This window comes from Ruminococcus flavefaciens, assembly GCF_900143025.1.
Classification (GTDB): domain Bacteria; phylum Bacillota; class Clostridia; order Oscillospirales; family Ruminococcaceae; genus Ruminococcus; species Ruminococcus flavefaciens_I.
This window is the reverse complement of record NZ_FRCT01000002.1, coordinates 179,392-204,602: the sequence shown is the minus strand read 5'-3', so window position 1 is coordinate 204,602 and position 25,211 is coordinate 179,392. Positions and strand designations below refer to the sequence as shown.

The following is a 25,211-nucleotide window of genomic DNA, read 5'->3' as shown; positions in this document are numbered from 1 at the left end:
TTATATATCGTTTCTGATTATATCATCAAGAGTCTCTCTCTTAACCACAACACTTGATTTGCCCTCGTTTACAAATACTACAGCAGGCTTCTGTAGTCTGTTGTAATTTGATGACATTGAATAGTTATATGCGCCTGTAGCACATACAGCAATAATATCACCTGACTCTGCGTGCTGGAGCGGCATATTCTCGCCGATAAGATCGCCGCTTTCACAGCATTTTCCTGCGATAGTTACCTTTTCGCTGCGTTCTTCCTTTGCTTTGTTCGCAACTATAGCTTCATATTCAGAACCGTAAAGGATATATCTCGGGCTGTCAGCCATGCCGCCGTCAACAGAGACATATGTCCTTATATTCGGTATTTCCTTGCGAGCACCAACGGTATAAAGTGTTATTCCTGCCGGAGCTGCTATCGAACGCCCCGGTTCTATGTACATAGCAGGAAGCTCAATGCCAAGTTTGGAGCACTCTTCTCTTACAACACCTGAAACTCTTTCAAGGTAGACCTCAAACGGAGCGGGATCATGCTCGTTAAGGTACTTTATTCCGAAACCGCCGCCAAGATTAAGTCCTTTTACCTCGAAACCAAGTTCGTTCTTTATCTTTGCGATAAATCCGAGCATTACTCTTGCAGCTTCTTCAAATGGAGCTATATCAAAGATCTGTGAACCGATATGGCAATGAAGTCCGCTGAGATTTACGTTTTTGCAGCTTATAGCTTCCTTTACTGCCTCAAATGCTTCTCCCGTTTCGAGTGCAAAGCCGAATTTACTGTCGATCTGTCCTGTTTTTACAAAATCATGAGTATGAGCATCTATACCCGGCTTGATTCGGAACATTATATCAGGCTTAGCCTGCATTTCGGCTGCAATAGCTTCAAGTCTGTGAAGCTCGCTTATATTGTCAACAATAATATGTCCGACACCAACTTCAACTGCAAAACGAAGTTCTTCATCCGTCTTGTTATTGCCGTGGAAGCCGACTTTATCCATAGGAAAGCCTGCTTTATATGCAGTATAAAGCTCACCTATGGAAACTGCGTCAAGTCCGTCTCCCTCACTTGCTACGACTCTGCACATTTCCATGCACGAAAAAGCCTTGCTTGCATAGTGAACCTCGCCTTTACCGTTATAATATTTCTTCATACTGTCGTGGAAACGGCGAAGAGTTTTTCTTATCATCTGCTCGTCCATGACATAGAGAGGAGTGCCGTATTCCTTTGCAAGCTCCACTGTATCAACTCCGCCGATCGTAAGATGACCTGCGTTATTGATGTCAAGATTTTCGGATACAAACATTTTTAACATCCTTTCGGGTATAATTTATTCAACAGCGACGTCATTGTCATCTGTGATATCCTCGACAATCTGTCTGAGTTCCTCTACTCCTTCGAACGTCTGGGAAGAAAAAGGTATTACATGAATATCCTCAAAGCACGGTATCTCGTCCTTGAAAGCTTCGAGGCGCTTTGCTCTCTCGCTCTTGTTAAGCTTATCGGCTTTTGTGAGAACGAGTACAAAGGGCATTTCCGTATCTATAAGATAATTTATCATCTGAATATCATCTTTCGTCGGTGCGTGACGCATATCAACCAACATAAAAACAAGTCTTATATCTCTGTCAGAGCTGAGGTAGCCCTCAATAAGCCCCGACCAGCGCTCTTTCTCGGATTTTGCAACCTTTGCATATCCGTATCCGGGGAGATCTACAAAATAGATATTCTCCAGGCCATAGAAATTTATCGTTGCTGTTTTTCCGGGAACAGAGCTTACCCTCGCAAGATTTTTCCTGTTAAAAAGCTTATTTATAAGAGTTGATTTTCCGACATTTGAATGTCCTGCAAATGCTATCTCTATCCTCTCAGGCGCAGGTATCTGAGAAAATTTTCCATATGCGGCGGTAAACTCCGCTTTGTTGTAATTCAGCTTCACGGCGTTTTCCTCCTTATCTGAATTTTATTTTATAAGCGCAGTATCAAGAACGTCTTTAAGATCCTCTGCGTACACAAATTCTATAGCGTCCTTTACCACCTTATCTACTTCCTCAAGATCAGGCTTATTTGCTATAGGTATAATAACAGTCTTTATACCTGATTTGTAAGCTGCCATAGTTTTCTCGCGCAGTCCGCCTATGGGAAGTACCTTTCCGTGAAGTGTAACTTCTCCTGTCATAGCTACATCTGATCTTATTTTGGTACCTGAAAGTGCAGAAACAAGTGCAGTAGTCATGGTAACACCTGCGGAAGGGCCGTCCTTAGGAACAGCACCCTCGGGAGCGTGGATATGAATATCATTTTCCTTGTAAAAATCAGGGTTAATGCCGTATTTTTCGGCAATACTGCGAACATAGCTGACTGCTATCTTTGAGCTTTCCTTCATAACATCGCCAAGCGAGCCTGTTACCTCTATCTTGCCGGTTCCCTTCATTATGAGAACCTCGATAGGCATAAGAACTCCGCCGACAGATGTCCACGCAAGACCATTAACAACACCTACCTGATCCTTCTGGGAAGAAAGGTCACCGAGATATTTCCGTATGCCAAGATAATTACTTATATCCTTTGCTTTTATAGTTACCTTTTTAGCTTCTTCCGAAGCTATTTTTTTGGCTGTTTTTCTGCACAGCGAAGCTATGCTTCTTTCAAGTGAACGCACGCCTGCTTCCTTGGTGTAATACTGGATAAGTTCATTTATAGCATCGTCGGTTATTTTGAGCTGTGATGCCTTTAAGCCCTGCTCTTTGAGCTGCTTGGGCACAAGATGTTCTTTGGCAATATGGAATTTTTCCTCAGCTGTATAGCTCGGCAGTTCGATAACTTCCATTCTGTCAAGAAGCGGAGCAGGTATTGCGCTGACATTATTTGCAGTTGTGATAAATACCGCCTTGCTGAGATCAAAAGGTACTTCTATGAAATGATCGCGGAAAGCATTGTTCTGCTCTGCATCAAGCACTTCGAGCATTGCTGATGAAGGATCGCCTTTTATGTCACTGCAAAGCTTGTCGATCTCATCAAACAGAATAAGCGGGTTTGCCGAGCCTGCCTGTGATATAGCAGTTATGATACGTCCCGGCATCGCTCCGACATAGGTCTTTCTGTGACCTCTTATATCAGCTTCGTCACGTACTCCGCCAAGTGAAACTCGTGCATACTTTCTTCCCATTGCTTTTGCTATAGACTTGGCAATAGAAGTCTTACCAATACCAGGAGGGCCGGCAAGACAGATTATCTGTCCTTTTATTTCCGGATTCAGCATATGAACGGCAAGGAATTCAAGAATACGCTCCTTTACCTTTTTCAGGCCATAATGATCCTTTTCAAGAACTGCCTCAGCCTTGTCCATAGACAGCTTTGCTTTGGTATATTTTCCCCAAGGCAGGTCAAGAACTGTATCAAGATAATTCTTTATAACAAAAGCTTCCTGTGATGACGGGGGCAGCTTTGTAAGCTTATCTGCTTCTTTAAGAAGCTTTTCTTTGCTCTTTTCGTCTATTTTCAGCTCCATTATATCGTTAATATAACCAAAAGCCTCATCGCCTTCGTCTTCACCGAGCTGCTCCTGGATAACTCTAAGCTGCTCACGGAGATAAAACTCTCGCTGACCTTTATCGATGCTGTTTTTTGTCTGCTCATTTATAAGGTTTTCAAGCTCTAAAATCTCTACCTCTGAAGTCAGACAAGCAAAGAGAACGGAAAGCTTGTTTATAACATTTGTCTCTTCAAGAAGAGTCTGCTTATCACGATAATTAAGATTACAGTTAAAGGTAACTGTTTCAAAAAGCTTTACAGGAGAATCCTGTGTAATTATTGAAGTGAGAAGCTCCTTCGGCATCCTCGGAAAGAACGAAGCGTAGCGCTCAAATATATCTTTTACAGAACGCATAAGTGCTTCTGCTTCTACTTCGTCGATCTTAGTCCTCGAATATGTGGGAGTATGCTTTACCTCGGCTTTAAGAACTTCCCCGTCATCAATAAGTCTTACAAGATTAGCCTTGTATACGCCTTCTACAAGAACTTTCATGATATTGTCGGGAAGCTTCAGCACCTGCTTTACTTCCGCAACAACTCCAACTTTATACAGATCAGAAGCCTTCGGATTTTCAACATACGCTTCATGCTGAGTAACAAGGAAAAGCTTGCTGCCTTCTTTAAGTGAACGCTCCACGGCAGCAACCGATTTACTGCGCGAAACATCAAAATGCATTACCATTTTCGGGAAAGCAACAAGACCTCTCATTGCAACTGTATAAAGAATGTTCGCTTCTTCTATATTTTTATCGCTTTTAATGGTTTGCTCCATAAAATCACCGCATTTCTGTAGGTATCATATTTATCCTCATAAAACGAAAAAATCGTCCTTCAAATATTATACTATAAATCTTAAAAAAATTCAACCCCTTGTTTGAGTTTGAAAAAAATACAAGAAAATATATAAGCCAAATCATACTATATGTAATTAAAAAATTATCGCATCACATAATTTAAGTTGTCTTTTAATTTGGAAGTATTTACTTTGCATATGAAAATTTGCGGATTTTTAGAGCCTATGCCCAAATTTTGCGATCTTTCAGAAATATTCTTTACTTTTTGTTGAGAATGTGATATCATATACACAAAGGTGTTGTTTCTTATTTAATATAAAAGCATTTTTATACCGTATGTTTTTGTAGTGAAAAGGTCTTTACTTTTACGGAATAATGTGTTAAAATGTAAAGTAAGAAATCGTTTTACACGCCTTTTGGCAGATTGGAGAATTAAATATGATCGATAAAATAAAATCAGACAGCATGGATCTGCTTTTTGAAGCTATTCTAACACTCGACTCAGTAGATGATTGTTATAAATTTTTTGATGATCTCTGCACAAGCATCGAACTCAAGGCATTTGCTCAGCGTCTTCACGTTGCAAAGCTCCTTGACGAACACAGAGTATACAACAGTATCGTTACCGAAACAGGTGCAAGTACTGCTACTATCAGCAGAGTAAATCGTTCTTTAAAAGACGGAAACGATGGCTATAATATTGTTTTTGACAGACTGAAAAAGAAAAATCTGCTCAAATAATTTGTGGTTATTATGGTTTTTCTCCGAGGCACGAGAAAATCCCATGAAATAATTACTCTCGAAAGGAAGATTTGACATGAAAAAGGCGAAGATATTCAAAAAATCATTAGCCTGCTTGTCTGCTGCCGCTACGATTCTTTCGTGCGGTATCACAAGCGCAAATGCCGCAGTTATCACTGAGGGCAAAGAAAACAATTACCACAATTTCGCAGAGGCTTTACAGCTTGCGCTGTGCTTCTACGATGCTAACAAGTGCGGTGATGAGGTTGCTGATGACGGTTACTATTCATGGCGTTCGAATTGTCACGTTATCGACGCTGAGATCCCGCTTCAGCCAATGAATCCGATGCCTACAGTCGGCAAGGGCAAAACTGATGATCAGCTTAAAACGGATCAGGGTCTTGGTCAGGGCGACGAAGGTAAAGCCAAGCCAAATCTCGGCGACGATGATCCTAATCTCTATGTAGGCGTAAACATGAGCCAGAAATTCATCGACGCAAACAAGAAATATCTCGATCCTGACGGAAACGGTACTCTTGATCTTACAGGCGGCTGGCACGATGCCGGTGACCACGTTAAGTTCGGTCTCCCAGGCAGTTACTCCGCTTCTACTGTTGGCTGGGGTTATTATGAATTCCGTGACGATTATATAGATATGGGTCTCCAGAAACACGTTGAAGACGAGCTTCGCTGGATCAACGACTACTTCATGAAGGCTACATTCATGGATGAAGATGATAACGTAATCGCTTATTGTTATCAGGTCGGAGAGGGTAACAACGACCATAACTACTGGTGTCCTCCTGAGCTTCAGGTAGATAACACAATGGTTGCTTCTTCATCATGTGCTGTTAAGCGTCCTGCTTATTTCGCTACAGAAGAAATGCCTGCTTCCGATCAGTGTGCAGGTGCTTCTGCTTCACTTGCTATCAACTACCTCAACTTCAAGGATACAGATCCTGATTACGCTGAGAAGTGTCTTAAATACGCTAAGGCTCTTTACGATTTTGCTGTAAAGACTCACATCGAGGATTGGAAGCCCGGTATGGTTCCAAGCAACTCGAGTCTTGGTTACGACGGCGGCTTCTATACATCAAGCTATGACTACGATGAGCTTGCATGGGCTGCTGTATGGCTCTACTACTGTACAGAAAACTATGATTATATAGACGATATTATCGCAGTTGATACTTCTAAGCCAATTTCTGACAGCGGTTCATATGATGAAGAGAATCAGACCGGTCAGCAGCCTTCTTACGCTTACACAGGCTATATGAAGCGTATCATTACTGATACAGGTAACTGCTGGCAGAATATCTGGGTTCACTGCTGGGATACTGTTTGGGGCGGAGTTTTCGCTAAGCTTGCTCCTGTAACAAACCTCGCACGTGACTGGTACATCTTCCGTTACAACCTTGAGTTCTGGTCAGGCTGCTCTAAGACAACTGATTGTTCTGATTGGGGCTATGAGCCTGTTCACGGTCATAAGTACTTCGGCAGAGACGATTATCTCTGGAATATGCCGATGACTTGCGATAAGATCCCTGAACTCCCTGACAGCGAAACAAGCGGCGACTTCATTGCTAAGTCACCTAACGGTTGGGCAGTTGTTTCAGGCTACGGTTCAGCTCGTTACAACACAGCAGCAGGTCTCTGTGCTTGTGTATACGCTAAGACTACAGGCGATGAAACATTCCTCCCCTGGGCAAAGGCTCAGATGGAATACATCCTTGGCAAGAACCCTATGGGTTACTCTTACGAAGTAGGTTATGAATACAACTTCGCTTCACATCCACATCATCGTTCATCACACTGCTCAGCTACACAGAGCATGGACGATCCGATAGTTCAGGTACACACCCTCTGGGGTGCTCTCGTTGGCGGTCCTGACCTCAAGGACAATCACGTTGACGAAACAAAGGACTACATCTACAACGAAGTTACTGATGACTATAACGCAGGCTTCTGCGGCGACCTTGCAGGACTTTACCACTACTACGGTGCAAAGGGCAAGGAGTACGAAAAGGAAAACCACATCATTGAAGACTTCAATATGTCTGAGAACGCTATCGGCTACGATCAGGTAGACGAAAACGGCGATCCGCTTCCTGTTGGATACTTTGTATCAGCAGGTAAAGCTCAGGAAAAGGCTGACGGTATTCAGCTCAAGCTCGTTCTTCACAACAGAACAACAAATCCGCCAAGATTTGAATGTGATGTAAAGGCAAGATACTACTTCAATATCAAGGAGCTTATTGACGAGGGCTACGGCATTGATTATATCGTTTCCCGTATCGACTATGACCAGGAAGCAGGTTATACAAACAACAAGTCACACGCTGTTCTTTCAGATCCTGTAAAGTATGATGACAACGGTACATATTATGTTGATGTAACATGGAAGGATTGTAAGTTCTACGGCAGCCGTGTATATCAGTTCGCTCTTACTACAAAGATGGATCCTGACAAGAATATCTATCCTGAGTGGGATTCTTCAAACGACTACAGCTACGATGACCTCGTAAGCTTCGAGGACGATAATGCAGCTTCAGCTATTACAAATAAGGTAACACTTTACGCTGATGACAAGCTTATCTGGGGCGAAGAACCTGACGGAACAAAAGCAGAGGCAGTAGTTCCTACAACAGGTCCTAAGGAATCAACTGAAGATAAGGGCTTAAAGGGTGATGCAAACTGTGACGGTCAGGTTGATATGTCTGATATCGTTCTTATCATGCAGTCACTTGCAAATCCTGACAAGTACAGCTCAAAGGGTTCAGATAAGAACCGTATTACTGAGCAGGGCGAAAAGAATGCTGATGTTGATACATCAAGCAAGGGTCTTACCTCAAATGACGCTCTTAGAATACAGGAATTCCTTCTTGGAAATGTAAAATCTCTTTAATAGTAAAAAGCGGCTCGAATGAGCCGCTTTTCTTGTTTCGATAAAAAATAAGAAAGCCTCCTTATTATTAAGAGGCTTTTTCATATTATATTACAAAATTTAATGGCATACCATTTTTCATTATTGCATGAAGCTCGCCCTGAATAAGCGGCATAAGATAATCGTATGCAGGCGGTAATACATTATTACCTTTTTCGTTTATCCATTCACGCGGGAAGAATTTTTCTGAATTAGCAGCCTTTGATGCTTCAACAGAGCTTATTCTATAACTGTACGGCATATTTGACTCTCTTACAAATGTCATCATACAGCCTGTCTGTCCATCAAGTCCAGCCTTTACAGCTGCCATACCTATTGCCTCAGATGACCTTATATCTTCAAGCGATGCTATATGAGAGCTGCATCTCTGCATTACATTGAGCTCGATCGAACGTACTTTACAGCCTATCTCAGCAGCTACAAGCTTTTCAAGGAACTTGCCTATACCTGATAGATAACTGTGACCAAAAACGTCCTTCTGGCCGGACTGATATTCTTCTGCTGCAAATTTTCCCTCGGCAGTCTTAACACCTTCCGATACTACAACTATAACGGCACGATGCTTTTTCATCTCAGCCTTTACATCTGAAAGAAATCCTTCTATACTGAATGTTGTTTCAGGCAGGTATATCAGATGCGGCGCAGACTCTCCGTTTGCTCTGATACAGCATGATGCAGCAGCAAGCCAGCCTGCATGACGTCCCATTGTCTCTATAATGGTAACAGATGGAATACTGTAAACATTGCTGTCTCTTGTTATTTCCTGAACAGTTGCAGCAACATATTTTGCAGCCGAACCAAATCCGGGAGAATGGTCTGTTTCGCAAAGATCATTATCTATAGTTTTCGGTATACCAATGATCTTTATATCATTTATATCCATATCTTTCAGGTATGCAGCATACTTTGCAACGGTATCCATTGAATCATTTCCGCCAATATAAAAGAACATACCTATTTCGTACTTTCTGAGAACTTCTGTTATCCTGTAATATATATCATTTTTTTCTTTGTGATCAGGAAGCTTTTTTCTGCACGAACCAAGTACAGCTGACGGAGTTCTGAGCAAAAGCTGATAACTTACATCGCTTGTGATCTTTTCTGAAAGATCGACAAGCTCTTCGTTTATGATACCTTCTATACCATTAAGGACTCCATAAACCTTGTCGATTTTCTCAGTACGCTGTGCAGCACTGTAAACACCTGCCAGTGAAGCGTTTATAGCGCAGGTAGGTCCACCTGATTGTGCAACTGCTATATTCATAATAATATTTCGACTGAGTATATCCCAAACTCAGCCATTCCCTCTCATAATATTTGCCATTGCGGCTTTAATAATATTATAACATAGCATTTTGCACTTTTCAATTCAAATTAGAGCCAAAAAAAACTATCAAAAAAGCGCAATATTTGACCAGAATAGCAATAAACGCCTAATATGATCTTATATTGAATTCAAATAAGTCCGAAATGAGACAGCGCATTTGCTATTCCATTTTCTTCTATAGGCGTGGTTATATACGAAACATAGGGGTATATTACTTCTGCACCGCCCATCGCTATGCTGTTTGGAACAGCTTCAAGCATTGGCAGATCATTTGCACTGTCGCCTATAGCATATGCATTTTCTATTGGGATATTCAGCTTATTCAGAATATGCTGTATTCCTGTAGCCTTTGAAAATCCAAGAGGGACATTTTCAAAAAATCCGTCTCCTCTGTCGATTATGGAAAAATCTTTACCTATCTCTTTTCTGAATTTTTCCATATCACTTTTGGGATTTACCCATATCACAAATTTATCGAAACCAAAGTTATTGTCCTCTACCCTGCCGGTTACATCTATTCCTGAATCGACAAAAACTTCCATGAAATATTTTAATCCGTCGGTCATCGGAGCTTTGTCATCAAAAAAGTAGCCTTCGGAATGTTCATACACAGGTGTAACATTACACTCGCGCATAAGCTCAGCAATTTCTCTGCATTTTTTCTTTTCGATAGTACTCGAAAGAATAACATCTCCGTTATACTCTATGTATGTGCCACAGCCGCATATATATCCATCAAAACCAAGCTCTTTGACTCTTGGGCTGATGTTGAATGCTGTTCTGCCGGAATTGATAAAGGTTATATTTCCCTTCTCTCTTGTCTTTTTTATAGCTTCTCTTGTACTGTCGGGAATTATAGCTCTTTCGTCTTCGGTAACAAGAGTACCGTCAATGTCAAAAAATATTATTGAACTCATTTAAACACTCCTTGAAATTTACATCTTTTATAATTATAATCCCTTAAAAAAACGCTGTCAAGTCTTGATTAAACAAGTTCAAGATGCTATAATGATTTTAGAGGTGAAAAGTTATGCTGCATATATATTATGGAAATGGAAAAGGAAAAACGACAGCCGCTGTAGGACTTACAGTACGTGCCTGCGGTGCGGGAATGAAGACTGCTTTTTTTCAGTTTCTAAAAAATGGCAGTTCATCGGAAATATCTGTTCTCAGCGCTCTGGATAACATTGAAGTAATGTGCTGTGAAATGTGCAATAAGTTTACATTTGAAATGAATGATGAGGAAAAGAGCAATGTTGCAAGATATCACACAGAAATGCTGAAAAAAGCTGCTGATATGCGGCTCTATGATAATGTACAGCTTATAGTGCTTGATGAATTTATTGACGCATATAATAAGAAACTCGTTGATACTGAGCTTGCTGACGATTTTATAAAAAATTGCTCTGATAAATGCGAAATCGTAATGACCGGCAGAATGCCAACTGATGCATTAAAAAAACAAGCCGACTATCTCACTGAGATGTCAGCTGTAAAGCACCCGTTTGAAAAAGGAATATGTGCCCGAAAAGGGATAGAATATTAAGCTGCCGCTTTTTGCGGCAGCTTTTTTACTGCATATTTTTCAATTCTTCGATCAAGGAAAGATCTTCCGAATTAATTTTCATATTGGTAACTATAGATTTGTTTTCAGGAGTAATTACCTTTATTTCGATAATACTTCCCTCCTGTATACTGCCAACTGCCGCTTTGAAGAAAAGAGGTACCTTAGGGTGGTTTTCTTTAAATCTCTCAAGAAGCGACTTCAGCTTAAACACGTTCATTGGATTCATTTATTTCACCTCAATGACCATTATAACATATTTTATCGCCATTTTCAACTGCTTTTGCTTGCAAATACTCTTTTTATCAGAAGCTGGGCGCATATTCCTGTAAATGCACCTGCAATACAGCCCGATATAATAAGATAGGGATAATGATACATAACAGCGAATGATCTCATAATAATTATCGCTATGATTATTTGTCCTGTATTATGTAATATTGCTCCGATTATACTGCTGAGCCATATATAATTGACAGGTACTATCCTTTTTACTGCAAGCATACCTATAAGGCACATTACAGCTCCTGCCATACTGTAAATTATAGCAGAAATATTGCCACCGAATATTGAGCCAAGAAGAACACGGGAGAAAACGACCATTGCAACTTCTTTGGCACTGTATTTATAAACGGCATATACTGTTATGATATTTGCAAGTCCGAGCTTAACTCCGGGGATAGCAACAAGGTTCGGGATACGAAGCTCTATAATAAAAATAATCAGGGCAACAGCTGTAAGAAGTGCAAGCTCGGCGAGTCTTTTTGTTTTCATATCAACTCTGCTCCTTCTCGGAAAAACGTATAACAAGTTTGTGCGGCAGGCAAACTATTGGCATTGTTTCCGATTTTAATACACCTGTTTTTACGCAGGTATGATCCGGACAATCCGCGTCGGATATACTTATCCTGCCGTTTTCGATTTTTATTTCGTTCCAGCCGCCATTATTATCTTCTATACGAAAAGTTCTGTCTTTTTCCTTTGAAAGATCAAAGGTATATATAACCTTATTATTCTGAACTATCTCGACATAAGTGCTTTCTGATGCCCTGTGACTTAATATGACCCATATAATAGAGCCGATAAATAAAACAGCCACCACTGTTATAAGCAGTTTAACTCCTTTAGTCAACAGAGATCACCTCCGCAGGCATTCCACTTATATTCTGAAAACTTTTTTCGAGTCCGTCGGTATAGTATATTTTCTTATCATCAGTGACTAAAATCACATCATACTTAGGATCTGAACGCAGATAATCAATTGTTCCATCATATCCAAGAACAAAAAACGCCGTGGAGAGAGCATCACATTCAAGGCCGTTATCACCTATAACTGTAACTGAAACGAGTCCGTTGTCAGCAGGATATCCGTCATCAGGATCAATTATGTGCCAATATTTATTGCCGTCATCCCCATAGAAAAAACGCTCATAATTTCCAGATGTGATAACTGCTTTACCTATAATATCAACTATACACATATCACTTTCGCTATCAAAAGGATCCCTTACAGATACCTTCCATGCAGAGCCGTCTGTTTTGCTGCCGAGTGCCTGAACATTTCCGCCAAGACTTACAATAGCAGAAGTTACGCCGTGAGACTTCATTATCTGCATTATTTCGTCACCTGTATAGCCTTTTGCAAGTGCTCCGAGGTCGATCTGTACATTTTCGGGCAAAAAAACACTATTGCCTTTTACTGAGATGATATTATAGTCAACATTTTTAAGAAGCTCAGACAGCCTGTTTTTTTCAGGGATTTTGTAATCTCCTGTTGTAAAGCCCCATTCTTTCAAGACAGGATAAACTGTAATATCAAGTGCTCCGTCGGTTTTGTTTCCGATTTCCTGAGCTTTTTGTATAAGAGTAAGAGTATCATCGCATACACTTATCGATTCACCGTTAGAATTATCGAGCTTCCATATGTCACTACTATCCAATGTAGTGGAAAGTTCATTTTCAAGCTCGAAAATACGTTTTTCCGAATCTTCGATCGCTTGTTCAGCTTCATTTCCATATGCCTTCAGGCTCATATATGTATCCATTGCAAATACATCTCTTACGACAGGATCGGTTTTATTATTTTTTACTTGTGAATTGCTGCTTTTTCCGCAGCTGTATAAAAAAAGAAAGGAAAAAAGGATAATTGCAATACCATTTCTTTTGATCGACATATTTTATCTCCTAAAACGACCTTAACAATTATAATTTATTTATCATTGCTTGCATATGAATGCAAAATTTAAACAACCAGATATAATGTTATCATAACCAAACTGATTTGTCAATAGAAAAGCGGATCAAAAGATCCGCTTTAATAAATTATTTTTTAAGTAAGCTCTTTCCTGTCATTTCAGCAGGCTGTGGAACTCCCATAATATCAAGCATTGTAGGAGCAAGATCAGCAAGTACACCGCCCTCTGCAAGAGTACCTTCAACTCCTACAGCAATAAGCGGAACAGGATTTGTTGTATGTGCAGTAAATGGACTTCCATCAGGCTCCATCATCTTATCAGCATTACCGTGATCGGCTGTAATAAGAGCAGCACCGCCCTTAGCAAGTATCTTATCAACCATACGTCCAACGCAGGTATCTGTAGCCTCAACAGCCTTTACAGCAGCATCAAATACACCTGTATGACCTACCATGTCGCAGTTAGCATAGTTAAGTATGATAACATCGTACTTATCGGAGTCGATAGCTTCACAAACTGCATCGCATACTTCATACGCGCTCATTTCAGGCTTGAGGTCAAATGTAGGAACATCAGGAGACTTTATGAGTATTCTGTCCTCGCCCTCAAACTGCTTTTCCTCACCGCCGTTAAAGAAGAAAGTAACGTGTGCATACTTCTGTGTTTCAGCGATACGGAGCTGAGTTTTTCCGAGCTTTGAAAGATATTCGCCCATTGTCATTGTAAGCTGCTCAGGAGGATATGCAACAGTTACATTAGGCATAGTTGCATCATACTGAGCCATGCAAACAAAGTTAACAGGGAAAAATCCGTTCTTTCTTTCAAATCCTGCAAAATCAGGATCAACAAATGAACGTGTTATCTGTCTTGCTCTGTCAGGACGAAAGTTAAAGAAGATAACACTGTCATCAGCCTTGATCTGTGCTCCGCCTGCGATAACTGTAGGAAGCATAAACTCATCAGTAACTTCATTTGCGTAAGAGTTCTTTATAGCCTGTACAGGATCTGTTTCCTGAACGCCTTCGCCGTAAACAAGAGCAGCATAAGCCTTTTCAACTCTGTCCCAAGCATTATCTCTGTCCATTGCATAGAAACGTCCTGAGATAGTAGCTATCTTACCAAGACCGATCTTATTGAGTTCTGCAACTGTCTCCTCCATATATTCAGCAGCTGATGAAGGAGGAACATCTCTTCCGTCAAGGAAAGCATGAATATAAACCTTATCAAGTCCATTCTTCTTAGCCATTTCTACGATACCGTAAAGATGCTCCATGTGGCTGTGAACACCGCCAGGTGAAAGAAGTCCCATAAGATGAAGAGCGCTTCCTTTTTCCTTGCAGTTATTCATAGCTCCAAGAATAGCCTTGTTACTCTCGAATGTTCCGTCCTTGATATCCTTGGATATCTTAACGAGCATCTGATAAACAATGCGTCCTGCGCCGATATTTGTGTGTCCTACTTCAGAGTTACCCATCTGACCGTCAGGCAGACCTACATCAAGTCCACTTGCGCCGATTATAGTATTAGGGCACTCAGCCATGTATTTATCAAGATTAGGCTTCTTAGCAGCAGCTATAGCGTTGCCGTATGTATCGGGATTGTATCCGAAGCCGTCCATGATTATAAGTGCTACGGGTTTCTTTGACATATGAATTTTCCTTTCATATTTAAGGGCGGATATTATCCGCCCTTTTAGATTTATTAGCCGTTAACAGCTGCCTGTACGATTGTATTGAAGTCAGCAGCCTTCAGTGAAGCACCACCGATAAGACCACCGTCGATATCAGGCTGTGCAAGAAGCTCAGCAGCATTGCCGGCGTTCATAGAACCACCATACTGGATAGTTACAGCATCTGCTGTAGCCTGATCGTACTTCTTAGCAAGCTGTGCACGGATAAATGCGCAAACTTCCTGTGCCTGATCAGGTGTAGCTGTAAGACCTGTACCGATAGCCCATACAGGCTCGTAAGCGATAACAACATTCTTAACCTGCTCAGCTGTTACGTCCCAGAGATCAAGCTTGATCTGACGAGCGATAACTTCTTCTGTAATGTTGCACTGACGCTCCCACTTGAGCTCGCCAACGCAAACGATAGGCTTGAGACCTGCATTAAGAGCAGCAAGTGTTCTCTTGTTTACAGTTTCATCTGTTTCTCCGAAATACTGTCTTCTCTCGCTGTGACCGATAACAACATACTCAACTCCGAGCTCTGTGAGCATATCAGCTGATATCTCACCTGTGAATGCACCGCTCTTCTCAAAGTGTACATTCTCAGCACCGATCTTTACGTTGCTGCCTGCTGTTGTATTGATTGCAGTTTCAAGATTTGTGAAAGGTACGCAAGCGATGACCTCGATCTTGCCATCAGCATTAGCAACGAGAGGCTTGATTGCTTCGAGAAGCTCCTTAGCCTCAGGACGAGTCTTGTTCATTTTCCAGTTTCCGGCAATGATTGCCTTTCTTAATGACTTATTCATTACTGATTACTCCTTATTACATTTATGCTTTTTACAGCACTTTTTATCTTTTTTCTCAATATTATTTGAGTTTTTGAACTGATTGTTCGCACCGTTGTAGCTTCCGATTGCAATTCCATTTTTTACAGGAGATAATAAAAGTCCGACAATTACACCTGCAAGAAATCCTATAATTACATAGAGAAAAACCTTTTCGCCGTTTTCCTCTTTAAATTTTCTGATAGCTTCCATTACGGTTATTTCCTTTTCTTTGATACTGAAACAAGGGCGAATATCTCTACCCGCCCTGTTTATAAATTCAATTACTTTTCAGCGATAGCTGCAACACCAGGAAGAACCTTGCCTTCGAGGTATTCAAGTGAAGCACCGCCACCTGTAGAGATGTGGCTCATCTTGTCAGCAAAACCGAGCTGGATAGCAGCTGTAGCAGAGTCACCGCCGCCGATGATAGTTGTAGCGTCAGCCTGTGCAAGAGCCTCACAAACAGCAACTGTGCCCTTCTTGAGAGTTGGGTTCTCGAATACGCCCATAGGACCGTTCCAAACAACAGTCTTTGCGTTCTTTGCAGCTTCAGCAAAGATAGCAGCTGTCTTAGGTCCGATATCAAGTCCCATCTTGTCAGCAGGGATCTTATCAGCGTCAACATACTCTACGCTAAGCTCTGCGTCGATAGGATCAGGGAATGATGCAGCAACTGCTGTATCAACAGGGAGAAGGATCTTTTTGCCGAGCTTCTCAGCCTTTGCAAGCATTTCCTTACAATAGTCAAGCTTCTCTTCGTCAACGAGTGACTTACCGATAGAGCCGCCCTGTGCCTTTATAAATGTATATGCCATACCGCCGCCGATGATAAGTGTATCACACTTTTCAAGGAGGTTAGAGATAACATTGAGCTTGTCAGCAACCTTAGCACCACCGAGGATAGCAACGAACGGTCTTACAGGAACCTCTACTGCATTACCGAGATACTGGATCTCCTTCTGCATGAGATAACCAACTGCAGTTTCCTTAACGAACTTAGTAACGCCTGCTGTTGAAGCATGAGCTCTGTGAGCAGAACCAAAAGCGTCCATAACGAATACTTCACCGTCGATAAGATCAGCAAGCTCCTTGGAGAACTGCTCGCCGTTCTTTGTCTCTTCGTCGCCGCGGAAACGTGTATTCTCAAGAACAACGATCTCGCCGTCCTTCATTGCAGCAACAGCCTTCTTTGCATTGTCGCCTACAACAGTATCGTCAGCTGCAAAAATAACATTTGTCTTTACGAGCTCACCAAGTCTCTTTGCTGCAGGAGCAAGTGAGAACTTAGCCTCAGGACCGTTCTTTGGCTTGCCGAGATGTGAGCAAAGAACTACCTTTGCGCCGTTCTCAACGAGCTTATTGATAGTTGGAAGAGCAGCCTGGATTCTGTTATCGTTTGTGATAACGCCGTCCTTCATAGGAACATTGAAGTCAACTCTTACGAGTACCTTTCTTCCCTTAACGTTAATGTCTTCTACAGTAACCTTGTTTAATCCTGCCATTGGTATGACATCCTTTCGTAATAAAATACAATTCTTAGCTGTTGTTATATAATTAACAACGTACAATACTATTTTACACTATTCTAAGAAATTTTGCAAGTATTTCCGTAATATTTTTCATGTTAAACATGAAAAATATTTATGACCTGCTTTAATATAGAAAAAATGCCCTGTTCTAATTAAAAAAATCCATACTAATGTCATAAAACAACAAGGAATTTGTGATGATAGCAGGGTGATCCCCGCTTTCAAACAGGTGCATTTTACCGTGTGGAATTTGTTTGAGTATCTGACTATATACAGTTTCATAATAGTTATCAGATATTTTATACATAAAGCTGTCTTTTTTACTTCCTGTAAGCATCAGATCGGCTTTTAATTCACTCAGGGGCTTGTGAAAGAAATTTCCTATCTCTTTTTCGTGCCTTATAATAGCTTCTGTATCATTTTCAACTATATTTTTCCAATCAGAACCATGCATATACTCAAAAAATCCTCTTGCTGCATCATCATTTACAGCTTTGTTCCTGTCCATAATAAGCTGCCGTGTAAATCTTTTATCAGCTTTTTCACCCTCAAAACTGTCAGCAATGATCTTTCCGACAAGCTCCGGTGCTTCGAGTGCAACGTTCAGAGCAACGATCGCACCGCCGCTGCTCCCTATTATATACACGTTCTTATAGTCCTTATAACGCAGGAAAGATATGACCTGCTGTGCCTCATAAAACCACAAATCGGTCGGAAACTCACTGAGCCTATCGGAGCGTCCGTGTCCAAGAAAGTCAATCATTATCACATTAAAATCAGAAGCATATCTCTTAGATATTTCATTATACATTTTTGAAGATGCTGTATTGCCATGCATTAAAAGCAGCGGTGTTCCAACGCCTGATTCCTCATAAAAGACATTTTTGCCGTCAAAAGTAAAATAGCTCATAGCCTATCCTCCGTTCATACTTTTTATGAATTGATTATACATAATCTGATACACTATGTCAATAAAAAAGTCATAGCATTTTGATATTTAACAAAACACTATGACTTTATATATTATTATCTTCCGTGAATTATCACTTGAAAACTGCAAGAAGGAAGCCTGCTGCGATAGCTGAACCGATAACGCCTGCAACGTTCGGTCCCATAGCGTGCATGAGCAAGAAGTTTGAAGGATTAGCCTTCTGACCTTCCATCTGTGATACACGGGCTGCCATAGGAACAGCTGAAACACCTGCTGAACCGATAAGAGGATTGATCTTGCCGCCTGAAAGCTTATACATGATCTTGCCGACAAGAAGTCCGCCTACAGTTGAGAAGCAGAATGCTGTAAGACCAAGAACTATGATCTTGATAGTCTCCAGTGAAAGGAAACGCTCAGCAGCTGTTGTAGCACCAACAGAAATACCAAGGAATACTGTTACGATGTTCATAAGAGCATTCTGAACTGTATCGGAAAGTCTTTCTGTAACTCCACACTCTCTCCAGAGGTTACCAAGCATAAGGCAGCCTACGAGAGGAGCTGTTGACGGAAGAAGAAGTATTACGAACATAGCAACAATGATCGGGAAAATGATCTTCTCTGTCTTTGATACTACACGAGTCTGCTCCATTTTTACCTCTCTCTCCTTCTTTGTAGTAAGGAGCTTCATAAGAGGCGGCTGTATCATAGGGATAAGAGCCATGTAGGAGTAAGCTGCGATAGCAATAGGTCCAAGGAGATGTGGTGCAAGTCTTGTTGTAAGGAAGATAGCTGTAGGACCGTCAGCACCACCAATGATACCGATGGAAGCAGCTTCGTTTCCTGTAAAGCCAAGGCATACAGCACCGAAGAACGCAAGGAATACGCCCATCTGAGCAGCAGCACCGAGAAGCAAGCTCTTAGGATTTGAAATAAGCGGACCAAAGTCTGTCATAGCACCTACGCCCATGAAGATGAGCGAAGGATATATACCTGCCTTAACTCCTATGTAAAGAATATCAAGAAGTCCACCGTGCGCCATTATAGCACCATAGCTATGATAATCTTCATGTTCGGGATTAAGGAAGTTATCCCAAAGATCAAGGTGGTAAAGTGCATCTGTAGAACCGCTGCCGAAATATGAAAGGTTTACAAGGAGACAGCCAAATGCGATACCTACAAGAAGAAGCGGTTCAAACTTCTTCTTGATACCGAGGTAGAGAAGAACACATGAAATTAATATCATTACAAGGTTCTTCCAGCCCCCGTCTATGAGAAAGCTATGGAAGCCCGAGCTTTCCCAAAGAGTTTTTAGGGTCTCAAGAATATCCATTTACACGCCCTCCTTATGCTATAACAACAAGAGGAGCACCTGTGTCAACTACAGAACCCTTGCTTGTAACTACCTGAGCAACTGTACCGTCCTTAGGAGCTACGATTTCATTTTCCATTTTCATAGCTTCGAGAATAACAAGTATCTGTCCGGACTTTACTGTATCGCCCTGAGCAACATCAACTCTGATGATATTACCGGGCATAGGAGCTGTAACAGTCTCGCCTGCTGCAAGATTTACAGGAGCTGCCGGTGCAGGTGCAGCTGCGGGTGCTGCAGCAGGGGCAGCTGCTGCGGCTGCAGGAGCTGCTGCCGGTGCAGGTGCAAGTGCCTCATATTCATCAAGAAGAACAGCTTTTCCCTGCTCTACTTCAACCTCATAAGTCTTACCGTTAAGTGTAACTTTATACTTCATGATTATTTGACCTCCTTAATGGAAATAAAGTGCAGCTCATTGAGCGGCTTCTGCATTTTATCGGCAACGATAGCCATTATCATAGCAGCTTCCTTATCAGGAACGTCAAAGAGCTTAACATGACCTGCCGAACCGGGTGCAAGCGGAAGTTCAGGCTTTGCTTCAACAGCAGCAGGAGCGGCTGTTTTCTTCTTTGCAGCTTCAGCATCGGCAGCAGCCTTTGCCTTAGCGTCCTTCGATTTGAAATATGCACCTGTGCAGTTGAGGACGATCATAAGGATAACAAGTCCTATAAAAACTACAGCATAACCAAATACTGCGGTTAAACCTGCATCGGCTATAGACATTTCTTCAGCCTTCTCAACAGCGGCAGAAACCAAGAGATTATCAAACATACCTCTGCCTCCTTACATTTCCTCAATTGTGTATACAGCTTCGTTTTCTTCCTTAGCCTTACGATCCTTGAGGAACTTTATAGTCTGATCAGGATAGCAGATATAGCTCATAACGTCCTCTTCACTTCTGCAAAGATCGCCGAGAGCCTCTCTTGCTGCTGCAAATTCCTCACCTGTACGCTTCTGATCTTCGATACGGCAATCTACAGCTTCACTGTCACCGAGAACCTTCTCAACGAGTTCCTGAGCTATAGGTGCGGGAGGATTACCATATTCGCCCTTGATATAGTTCTTTATTTCCTTGGAAATGTTCTTATATCTTTCGCCTACAAGTACATTTGTTACAGCCTGATTTCCTACCATCTGAGAGAGAGGTGTAACAAGCGGAGGATATCCCATATCAGCTCTTACCTTCGGGATTTCTGCAAGAGCCTCGTCAAATTTATCCATTGCGTGCATATCAGTAAGGTTAGCGATCATATTTGAAAGCATACCGCCGGGAACTTTATAAACAAGTGCCTGAGCATCTGTTCCAAGGCTCTTCGGATTGAGCTGACCGTTATCTATGTACTTCTGCTTGATAGGCTTGAAGTAATCGTTTACCTTATTAATTATATCCTCATTAAGTCCTGTCTCAATTCCGTACTGGCTGAGAGCATAGAACATACTCTCTGTTGCAGGCTGAGATGTACCGCCTGAGAAACATGATGTAGCTGTATCGATAACGTCAATACCTGACTCAATAGCCTTAGTAAGTGTCATATATGCCATACCTGTTGTGCAGTGAGTATGGAGAATAAGTGTCATATCGCCGATAGCGTCCTTAATGCCCTTGATAAGGTGCTCAGCTTCATATGGAGACATTGTACCAGCCATATCCTTGAGGCAGATAGTGTCAAAGCCCATATTCTTGAGTTCCTTACACATCTCTATGTATTTGTCAACTGTATGTACAGGGCTCTGTGTGTATGAAATACAGCCTGATGCAATAGTTTTTTCTGTTGCATACTTCTTTGTTGCGTTAAGAGCTGTCTCGATATTTCTGAAATCGTTAAGAGCGTCAAATATACGAATTACATCGATACCGTTTTTTATTGAGAGTTCGATGAACTTCTCAACAACATCATCGTGATAATGCTTATATCCAAGAAGATTCTGACCTCTCAGAAGCATCTGAAGTCTGTTGTTAGGAAGTTTTTTTCTCAGATTTCTGAGTCTCTCCCACGGATCCTCGCCGAGATAACGAAGACACGAGTCAAATGTAGCTCCGCCCCAGCATTCGATAGAATAGTATCCGGCCTTATCCATATCTGAGAGGATACCCTCATAATCAGAATAAGGAAGACGCGTAGCCATCAGCGACTGATTAGCGTCACGTAAAACGGTTTCTGTCAGTTGCACTTTTTTCATGTACAAGCCTCCTCAAAAATAAATCTGCATAGCAGATATAATAAACTTAATATTTTATATGGAATTTTTATAGATAAAAGCTTTTCTGTAAAAAATCCCAAATCAGATTTATTATATCACACTTTGAAATAAAATGCTACTATTTTTACAAAATTTATATTTATTTTTTTCTTTATACAAAATATGACATATTAATTAAAAAAGACCTGTCAACTGACAGGTCTGATTATTATTTCATTGAGTCAATGAATTCTTTTATTGAACGTTCTGCTGCATCATATCTTTTTCTGAATTCTGCCGCAGATATTCTCATTGCACCGTTTCCGAGAATTATCATCTGCTCAATGCCGTCAGATGTCGCAACTCTTACACGATGATTTCTTGAAAGCTCATGTGAAACTCTTTCTATGTAAGAATCAGCGGTCTCTGACTCTTTCGTGTAAACAATGTTTATGTTGCAGTATTTTTCTACTTCGCGGTGCTTTCCTTTAACTCTGTATGCATCAAATACAAGAATAAGCTCGCTTCCGTCATATCCCTGATAATTGCACATTCTGTTTATAAGCTCTCCCCTTGCAGCATCAAGATTCTCCTCTGATATCTTTTTCAGATCCTCCCAGGCGAAGATTATATTGTACCCGTCTACAAGCAGATAATCAGGTCCTTCATACTTGGGAAGGTGTATCTTTTTATCTTCAATACTTATGGCTTTTGTCTTTTTAAAAGCCCTAACAGGATCACGGTTTATTTTTCCGTATGTGCGTTCAAAGATCTCCATTAGCTCTTCATCGCTTACCGCCTTTTCAATAAATCTTTTGGCTTTAGCGATCTTTTGTTCCGAACTTTCCGCATCTATGCCCTGAGAAAGCTTTAACGGCAGATGCATATGCTCGTATACTTCGTTCCATTTGACAATAAATCCTGCACCATGTGAACAAAATACCGAGTCAGCACTGTTTTCCGTATCGCTGTCACAATCATATCCTATGGCAGATATGACCTCATCTGTATTATGACACTTCCTGTAACCGGCCACATTGAATGAAAGGTGTCCCTTTCCGTGGGTATAGGCGATAACTTCAGATTGATAATCATTTATCTCAGAAACCGGAGCACTCCCTCTTATCACTGACATTTCACCACTATTTTCCGGAGTATCAAATTCAGCAGACATATGCTGTAGATCAGAAATGGCTCTGCCAACGTTTTCAGTAGGAATTTCAAGCTCATAGTTATAATAAGGCTCAAGAAGCACGGATTCAGCATTGCGCAGTCCTTGTCTTACAGCCCTGTATGTTGCCTGTCTGAAATCGCCTCCCTCAGTGTGCTTGAGATGTGCTTTTCCCGACACCAACGTAAGCTTCATGTCCGTTATAGGAGAACCTGTGAGTACACCGATATGTGTTTTTTCGGCAAGATGAGTAAGTATAAGTCTTTGCCAGTTTCTGTCAAGCTCGTCCTCCGAACAATCAGTATCAAAATGAAGTCCGCTGCCAGTTGGCAAAGGCTCCATAAGGATATGTGCTTCTGCATAATGACGTAGTGGCTCATAATGGCCGACTCCTTCAACCGCATCTATGATCGTTTCTTTATAAGTTACAGCACCGTTGCTGAAATGAACGGTATATCCGAATTTTTCTTCAATCAGCTTTGTAAGTACTTCCAGTTGAACCGCTCCCATAAGCTGAATATGTATTTCACGATTCTGCTCGTTCCATAGTATATGGAGCTGAGGATCTTCGTCTTCCAGTAGGCGAAGCTCTTTTATTGCTTCATATATGTTTTTTTCGTCAGGCAGAATGATCTTATACGTCATAACAGGCTCAAGGAATGCCTGCCCTGAGTTTTCGGCTATTCCGAGTCCTTGTCCTGCGTAAGTGCCGTTTAGTCCTGTAACAGCGCATATCTCTCCTGCCATTGCTGTTTCGGCAGTTCTGAATTTTTCGCCCGAATAAAATCTTATCGAGCTAAGCTTACCGCTGACTTCATTACCGTCAGCATCATTATATATAAGCTCCTCGCGCATTTTTAGCTGACCGCCTATTATCTTCATATGCGTAAGGCGGCTGCCTTTCGGATCATAGGATATCTTATATATTTTAGCGCCGAATTCACTTTTATGTTCAGGCTCACAGGTAAATCTGTCAAGCAGGTTTATGAATTCCTCGATTCCCTCCATTTTTAAAGCGGAGCCAAAAAAACACGGAAAAATGCGTCTCTCAGCTATTGCATTTATAATGCTTGTATCATCAACTTTTCCTTCAGATACATATTGTTCCATAAGATCTTCGCAGCACATAGCCGAATTCTCTGATATCTCAGCATCAGTTCCTGAAAAATCCACACAATTTTCGGATAATCTGCTTGCAAGATTTTTTACTATGAAGCTTTTATCAGCACCGATAAGGTCCATTTTATTTACAAAAATAAACACGGGTATCTCATATTTGCGCAAGAGTTTCCACAATGTCGAGGTATGGCTCTGTACACCGTCAGTACCGCTTATTACAAGGATTGCGTAATCAAGAACGCACATTGTACGCTCTGTCTCTGCTGAAAAATCAACGTGTCCCGGGGTATCAAGAAGTGTGAAGCAAGTATTATCTGTTGAAAACTCCGCCTGAGAAGAAAAGATTGTTATTCCGCGTTCTCGTTCAATAGAATTTGTATCAAGAGTAGAATTTCCGCTGTCAACTCTTCCAAGCTTTCTTATAGTTCCTGTTTTGTATAGCATTGCTTCTGCAAGAGTTGTTTTGCCTGAGTCAACATGAGCAGTTATTCCAACAGTTATTTTTTTCATTGTATCACTCCAGAATAATGATATTACTTAATTTTATCATAAAAAACCTCTTTTGTCCATACAAAATTATCACATTACAGAAATAAGCGGAATATAATATTTCAGTCCATATTACATCTGAAGGAAATACAGGTGATAAAATGAAAAAGAGAAAGAAACTGCGTAAAAAAAGGATACACAAGAAAATGCCGTTATTATGTACGTTGGCGCTCATATCACTATTTATGCTTACATCAATGATAGAAAAAAGAATAAAACCGTATGCTGTGCTGCAAGCGGAGCACTTTGCTCAGAAAACAGCTAACGAGATAATAGAACATTCCGTATCTGAATATCTGAGAAACAATAAATTTACATATAACGATTTCGCTGCTGTTCTTTACGATGAGAAAAAGAAAATAGTCTCCGTAGAGACTATTCCTTATACAATAAATAAAACCCAGTCAGACCTTACACTCCTTATAAATAAAGAACTGGAGCTTTCAGGAAAACGGACAGCAAAAATAGCGTTAGGTTCACTGACAAGCTCGTATCTGTTAACCGGAAAAGGTCCAAAAATCAATATTCGGGTATCACCTATAGGAGTTGCCGACGTTAAATTAAAAAGTGATTTTTCCGAAGCAGGTATAAACCAGACAAGACACAGGATATCAGCTATAGTTTGTGTAAAGATGACATCGTCCGTACCGCTCTACAGCTTTGAAACAAAATCAGATTTTGAATTTATACTCGCAGAAAATATTCTCATAGGTGATGTTCCTGACATATCGCCATATGCAACAGGAAAAAACAGTGATAAATCATAAGGAT

Annotated in this window: 23 protein-coding genes; 4 read left to right on the top strand and 19 right to left on the bottom strand. The window is 41.0% G+C overall.

Features of this window, described 5'->3' with window-relative positions; genetic code table 11:
- Genes lysA through lon form a run of 3 tightly spaced genes read right to left on the bottom strand, consistent with a single transcriptional unit; the run spans position 1 to position 4,299 of the window.
- The gene (gene lysA / locus BUB28_RS03120; RefSeq protein WP_072948638.1) at positions 1-1,299 is read right to left on the bottom strand and encodes a diaminopimelate decarboxylase; all 1,299 of its coding nucleotides are present in this window, start codon (positions 1,297-1,299) and stop codon (positions 1-3) included.
- 24 nt (positions 1,300-1,323) lie between these two features.
- Positions 1,324-1,926, bottom strand: coding sequence for a ribosome biogenesis GTP-binding protein YihA/YsxC (yihA, locus tag BUB28_RS03115; protein WP_242939926.1), 603 nt, complete (start codon positions 1,924-1,926; stop codon positions 1,324-1,326).
- A gap of 30 nt (positions 1,927-1,956) precedes the next feature.
- Positions 1,957-4,299 carry an endopeptidase La gene (gene lon, locus BUB28_RS03110; RefSeq protein ID WP_072948634.1) on the bottom strand — a complete coding sequence of 781 codons (2,343 nt, stop codon included), beginning with the start codon at positions 4,297-4,299 and terminating at the stop codon, positions 1,957-1,959.
- 460 nt (positions 4,300-4,759) lie between these two features.
- Between lon and BUB28_RS03105 the strand changes: the two genes are divergently transcribed.
- The gene (locus tag BUB28_RS03105; protein WP_072948631.1) at positions 4,760-5,062 is read left to right on the top strand and encodes a YerC/YecD family TrpR-related protein; all 303 of its coding nucleotides are present in this window, start codon (positions 4,760-4,762) and stop codon (positions 5,060-5,062) included.
- Positions 5,063-5,138: 76 nt separating this feature from the next.
- The gene (locus BUB28_RS03100) at positions 5,139-7,967 is read left to right on the top strand and encodes a glycoside hydrolase family 9 protein (RefSeq protein ID WP_072948629.1); all 2,829 of its coding nucleotides are present in this window, start codon (positions 5,139-5,141) and stop codon (positions 7,965-7,967) included.
- Between the two features lie 85 nt (positions 7,968-8,052).
- On the opposite strand, the gene BUB28_RS03095 is transcribed toward BUB28_RS03100, so the two are convergent.
- The gene (locus BUB28_RS03095; protein WP_072948627.1) at positions 8,053-9,270 is read right to left on the bottom strand and encodes a 6-phosphofructokinase; all 1,218 of its coding nucleotides are present in this window, start codon (positions 9,268-9,270) and stop codon (positions 8,053-8,055) included.
- 191 nt (positions 9,271-9,461) lie between these two features.
- The gene (locus BUB28_RS03090; protein WP_072948625.1) at positions 9,462-10,250 is read right to left on the bottom strand and encodes an HAD family hydrolase; all 789 of its coding nucleotides are present in this window, start codon (positions 10,248-10,250) and stop codon (positions 9,462-9,464) included.
- A gap of 113 nt (positions 10,251-10,363) precedes the next feature.
- Between BUB28_RS03090 and BUB28_RS03085 the strand changes: the two genes are divergently transcribed.
- Positions 10,364-10,879, top strand: a complete 516-nt coding sequence (locus tag BUB28_RS03085; RefSeq protein WP_072948622.1) for a cob(I)yrinic acid a,c-diamide adenosyltransferase — start codon at positions 10,364-10,366, stop codon at positions 10,877-10,879.
- Between the two features lie 25 nt (positions 10,880-10,904).
- Here the strand turns inward: BUB28_RS03085 and BUB28_RS03080 are convergent, their stop codons facing one another.
- The 14 genes from BUB28_RS03080 to BUB28_RS03015 all read right to left on the bottom strand — a co-directional run bounded on the left by BUB28_RS03080 (position 10,905) and on the right by BUB28_RS03015 (position 24,401).
- Positions 10,905-11,126, bottom strand: a complete 222-nt coding sequence (locus BUB28_RS03080; protein WP_072948619.1) for a hypothetical protein — start codon at positions 11,124-11,126, stop codon at positions 10,905-10,907.
- A 44-nt stretch (positions 11,127-11,170) separates the two neighbouring features.
- Positions 11,171-11,671: a Gx transporter family protein gene (locus BUB28_RS03075; RefSeq protein WP_072948617.1), complete on the bottom strand. Its 501-nt coding sequence runs from the start codon at positions 11,669-11,671 to the stop codon at positions 11,171-11,173.
- Between the two features lies 1 nt (position 11,672).
- Positions 11,673-12,029, bottom strand: coding sequence for a NusG domain II-containing protein (locus BUB28_RS03070; RefSeq protein ID WP_072948614.1), 357 nt, complete (start codon positions 12,027-12,029; stop codon positions 11,673-11,675).
- The gene (locus BUB28_RS03065; protein WP_072948611.1) at positions 12,022-13,071 is read right to left on the bottom strand and encodes an FAD:protein FMN transferase; all 1,050 of its coding nucleotides are present in this window, start codon (positions 13,069-13,071) and stop codon (positions 12,022-12,024) included. Before BUB28_RS03065 ends, BUB28_RS03070 begins: the two co-directional genes overlap by 8 nt.
- A 148-nt stretch (positions 13,072-13,219) precedes the next feature.
- On the bottom strand, positions 13,220-14,740 hold the full coding sequence (gene gpmI / locus BUB28_RS03060) for a 2,3-bisphosphoglycerate-independent phosphoglycerate mutase (RefSeq protein ID WP_072948598.1): 1,521 nt from the start codon (positions 14,738-14,740) through the stop codon (positions 13,220-13,222).
- A 53-nt stretch (positions 14,741-14,793) separates the two neighbouring features.
- Positions 14,794-15,570, bottom strand: a complete 777-nt coding sequence (tpiA, locus tag BUB28_RS03055; RefSeq protein ID WP_072948596.1) for a triose-phosphate isomerase — start codon at positions 15,568-15,570, stop codon at positions 14,794-14,796.
- 6 nt (positions 15,571-15,576) lie between these two features.
- Positions 15,577-15,801, bottom strand: coding sequence for a hypothetical protein (locus tag BUB28_RS03050; RefSeq protein ID WP_072948594.1), 225 nt, complete (start codon positions 15,799-15,801; stop codon positions 15,577-15,579).
- A 71-nt stretch (positions 15,802-15,872) separates the two neighbouring features.
- Complete coding sequence (locus BUB28_RS03045) at positions 15,873-17,093, bottom strand: phosphoglycerate kinase (protein ID WP_072948592.1); 1,221 nt, start codon at positions 17,091-17,093, stop codon at positions 15,873-15,875.
- Between the two features lie 175 nt (positions 17,094-17,268).
- Positions 17,269-18,030 (bottom strand): alpha/beta fold hydrolase, encoded by a 762-nt coding sequence (locus BUB28_RS03040; RefSeq protein WP_072948589.1) that lies wholly within the window; start codon positions 18,028-18,030, stop codon positions 17,269-17,271.
- Between the two features lie 133 nt (positions 18,031-18,163).
- Complete coding sequence (locus tag BUB28_RS03035; RefSeq protein WP_072948586.1) at positions 18,164-19,381, bottom strand: sodium ion-translocating decarboxylase subunit beta; 1,218 nt, start codon at positions 19,379-19,381, stop codon at positions 18,164-18,166.
- 13 nt (positions 19,382-19,394) lie between these two features.
- Entirely contained in the window at positions 19,395-19,796 is a 402-nt protein-coding gene (locus BUB28_RS03030) for a biotin/lipoyl-containing protein (RefSeq protein WP_072948583.1), read from the bottom strand.
- A 2-nt stretch (positions 19,797-19,798) separates the two neighbouring features.
- Positions 19,799-20,191, bottom strand: a complete 393-nt coding sequence (locus BUB28_RS03025) for an OadG family transporter subunit (protein WP_072948581.1) — start codon at positions 20,189-20,191, stop codon at positions 19,799-19,801.
- Between the two features lie 12 nt (positions 20,192-20,203).
- The gene (locus tag BUB28_RS03020) at positions 20,204-21,601 is read right to left on the bottom strand and encodes a pyruvate carboxylase subunit B (RefSeq protein WP_072948579.1); all 1,398 of its coding nucleotides are present in this window, start codon (positions 21,599-21,601) and stop codon (positions 20,204-20,206) included.
- 229 nt (positions 21,602-21,830) lie between these two features.
- Complete coding sequence (locus BUB28_RS03015; RefSeq protein WP_072948577.1) at positions 21,831-24,401, bottom strand: translation factor GTPase family protein; 2,571 nt, start codon at positions 24,399-24,401, stop codon at positions 21,831-21,833.
- 140 nt (positions 24,402-24,541) lie between these two features.
- Between BUB28_RS03015 and yunB the strand changes: the two genes are divergently transcribed.
- The gene (gene yunB / locus BUB28_RS03010) at positions 24,542-25,207 is read left to right on the top strand and encodes a sporulation protein YunB (RefSeq protein ID WP_072948574.1); all 666 of its coding nucleotides are present in this window, start codon (positions 24,542-24,544) and stop codon (positions 25,205-25,207) included.
- The last annotated feature ends 4 nt before the right edge of the window (positions 25,208-25,211 follow it).

What these genes read in the sequence shown, in the direction of transcription:
- BUB28_RS03065 (WP_072948611.1), bottom strand. Translation starts at nt 13,071, where the DNA reads ATGTCGATCAAAAGAAATGGTATTGCAATTATCCTTTTTTCCTTTCTT.
- lysA (WP_072948638.1), bottom strand. Translation starts at nt 1,299, where the DNA reads ATGTTTGTATCCGAAAATCTTGACATCAATAACGCAGGTCATCTTACG.
- BUB28_RS03100 (WP_072948629.1), top strand. Translation starts at nt 5,139, where the DNA reads ATGAAAAAGGCGAAGATATTCAAAAAATCATTAGCCTGCTTGTCTGCT.
- lon (WP_072948634.1), bottom strand. Translation starts at nt 4,299, where the DNA reads ATGGAGCAAACCATTAAAAGCGATAAAAATATAGAAGAAGCGAACATT.
- BUB28_RS03045 (WP_072948592.1), bottom strand. Translation starts at nt 17,093, where the DNA reads ATGGCAGGATTAAACAAGGTTACTGTAGAAGACATTAACGTTAAGGGA.
- BUB28_RS03025 (WP_072948581.1), bottom strand. Translation starts at nt 20,191, where the DNA reads ATGTTTGATAATCTCTTGGTTTCTGCCGCTGTTGAGAAGGCTGAAGAA.
- BUB28_RS03105 (WP_072948631.1), top strand. Translation starts at nt 4,760, where the DNA reads ATGATCGATAAAATAAAATCAGACAGCATGGATCTGCTTTTTGAAGCT.
- BUB28_RS03075 (WP_072948617.1), bottom strand. Translation starts at nt 11,671, where the DNA reads ATGAAAACAAAAAGACTCGCCGAGCTTGCACTTCTTACAGCTGTTGCC.
- BUB28_RS03080 (WP_072948619.1), bottom strand. Translation starts at nt 11,126, where the DNA reads ATGAATCCAATGAACGTGTTTAAGCTGAAGTCGCTTCTTGAGAGATTT.
- BUB28_RS03050 (WP_072948594.1), bottom strand. Translation starts at nt 15,801, where the DNA reads ATGGAAGCTATCAGAAAATTTAAAGAGGAAAACGGCGAAAAGGTTTTT.
- gpmI (WP_072948598.1), bottom strand. Translation starts at nt 14,740, where the DNA reads ATGTCAAAGAAACCCGTAGCACTTATAATCATGGACGGCTTCGGATAC.
- yunB (WP_072948574.1), top strand. Translation starts at nt 24,542, where the DNA reads ATGAAAAAGAGAAAGAAACTGCGTAAAAAAAGGATACACAAGAAAATG.
- BUB28_RS03090 (WP_072948625.1), bottom strand. Translation starts at nt 10,250, where the DNA reads ATGAGTTCAATAATATTTTTTGACATTGACGGTACTCTTGTTACCGAA.
- BUB28_RS03030 (WP_072948583.1), bottom strand. Translation starts at nt 19,796, where the DNA reads ATGAAGTATAAAGTTACACTTAACGGTAAGACTTATGAGGTTGAAGTA.
- tpiA (WP_072948596.1), bottom strand. Translation starts at nt 15,570, where the DNA reads ATGAATAAGTCATTAAGAAAGGCAATCATTGCCGGAAACTGGAAAATG.
- BUB28_RS03035 (WP_072948586.1), bottom strand. Translation starts at nt 19,381, where the DNA reads ATGGATATTCTTGAGACCCTAAAAACTCTTTGGGAAAGCTCGGGCTTC.
- BUB28_RS03085 (WP_072948622.1), top strand. Translation starts at nt 10,364, where the DNA reads ATGCTGCATATATATTATGGAAATGGAAAAGGAAAAACGACAGCCGCT.
- BUB28_RS03015 (WP_072948577.1), bottom strand. Translation starts at nt 24,401, where the DNA reads ATGAAAAAAATAACTGTTGGAATAACTGCTCATGTTGACTCAGGCAAA.
- BUB28_RS03095 (WP_072948627.1), bottom strand. Translation starts at nt 9,270, where the DNA reads ATGAATATAGCAGTTGCACAATCAGGTGGACCTACCTGCGCTATAAAC.
- BUB28_RS03040 (WP_072948589.1), bottom strand. Translation starts at nt 18,030, where the DNA reads ATGAGCTATTTTACTTTTGACGGCAAAAATGTCTTTTATGAGGAATCA.
- BUB28_RS03020 (WP_072948579.1), bottom strand. Translation starts at nt 21,601, where the DNA reads ATGAAAAAAGTGCAACTGACAGAAACCGTTTTACGTGACGCTAATCAG.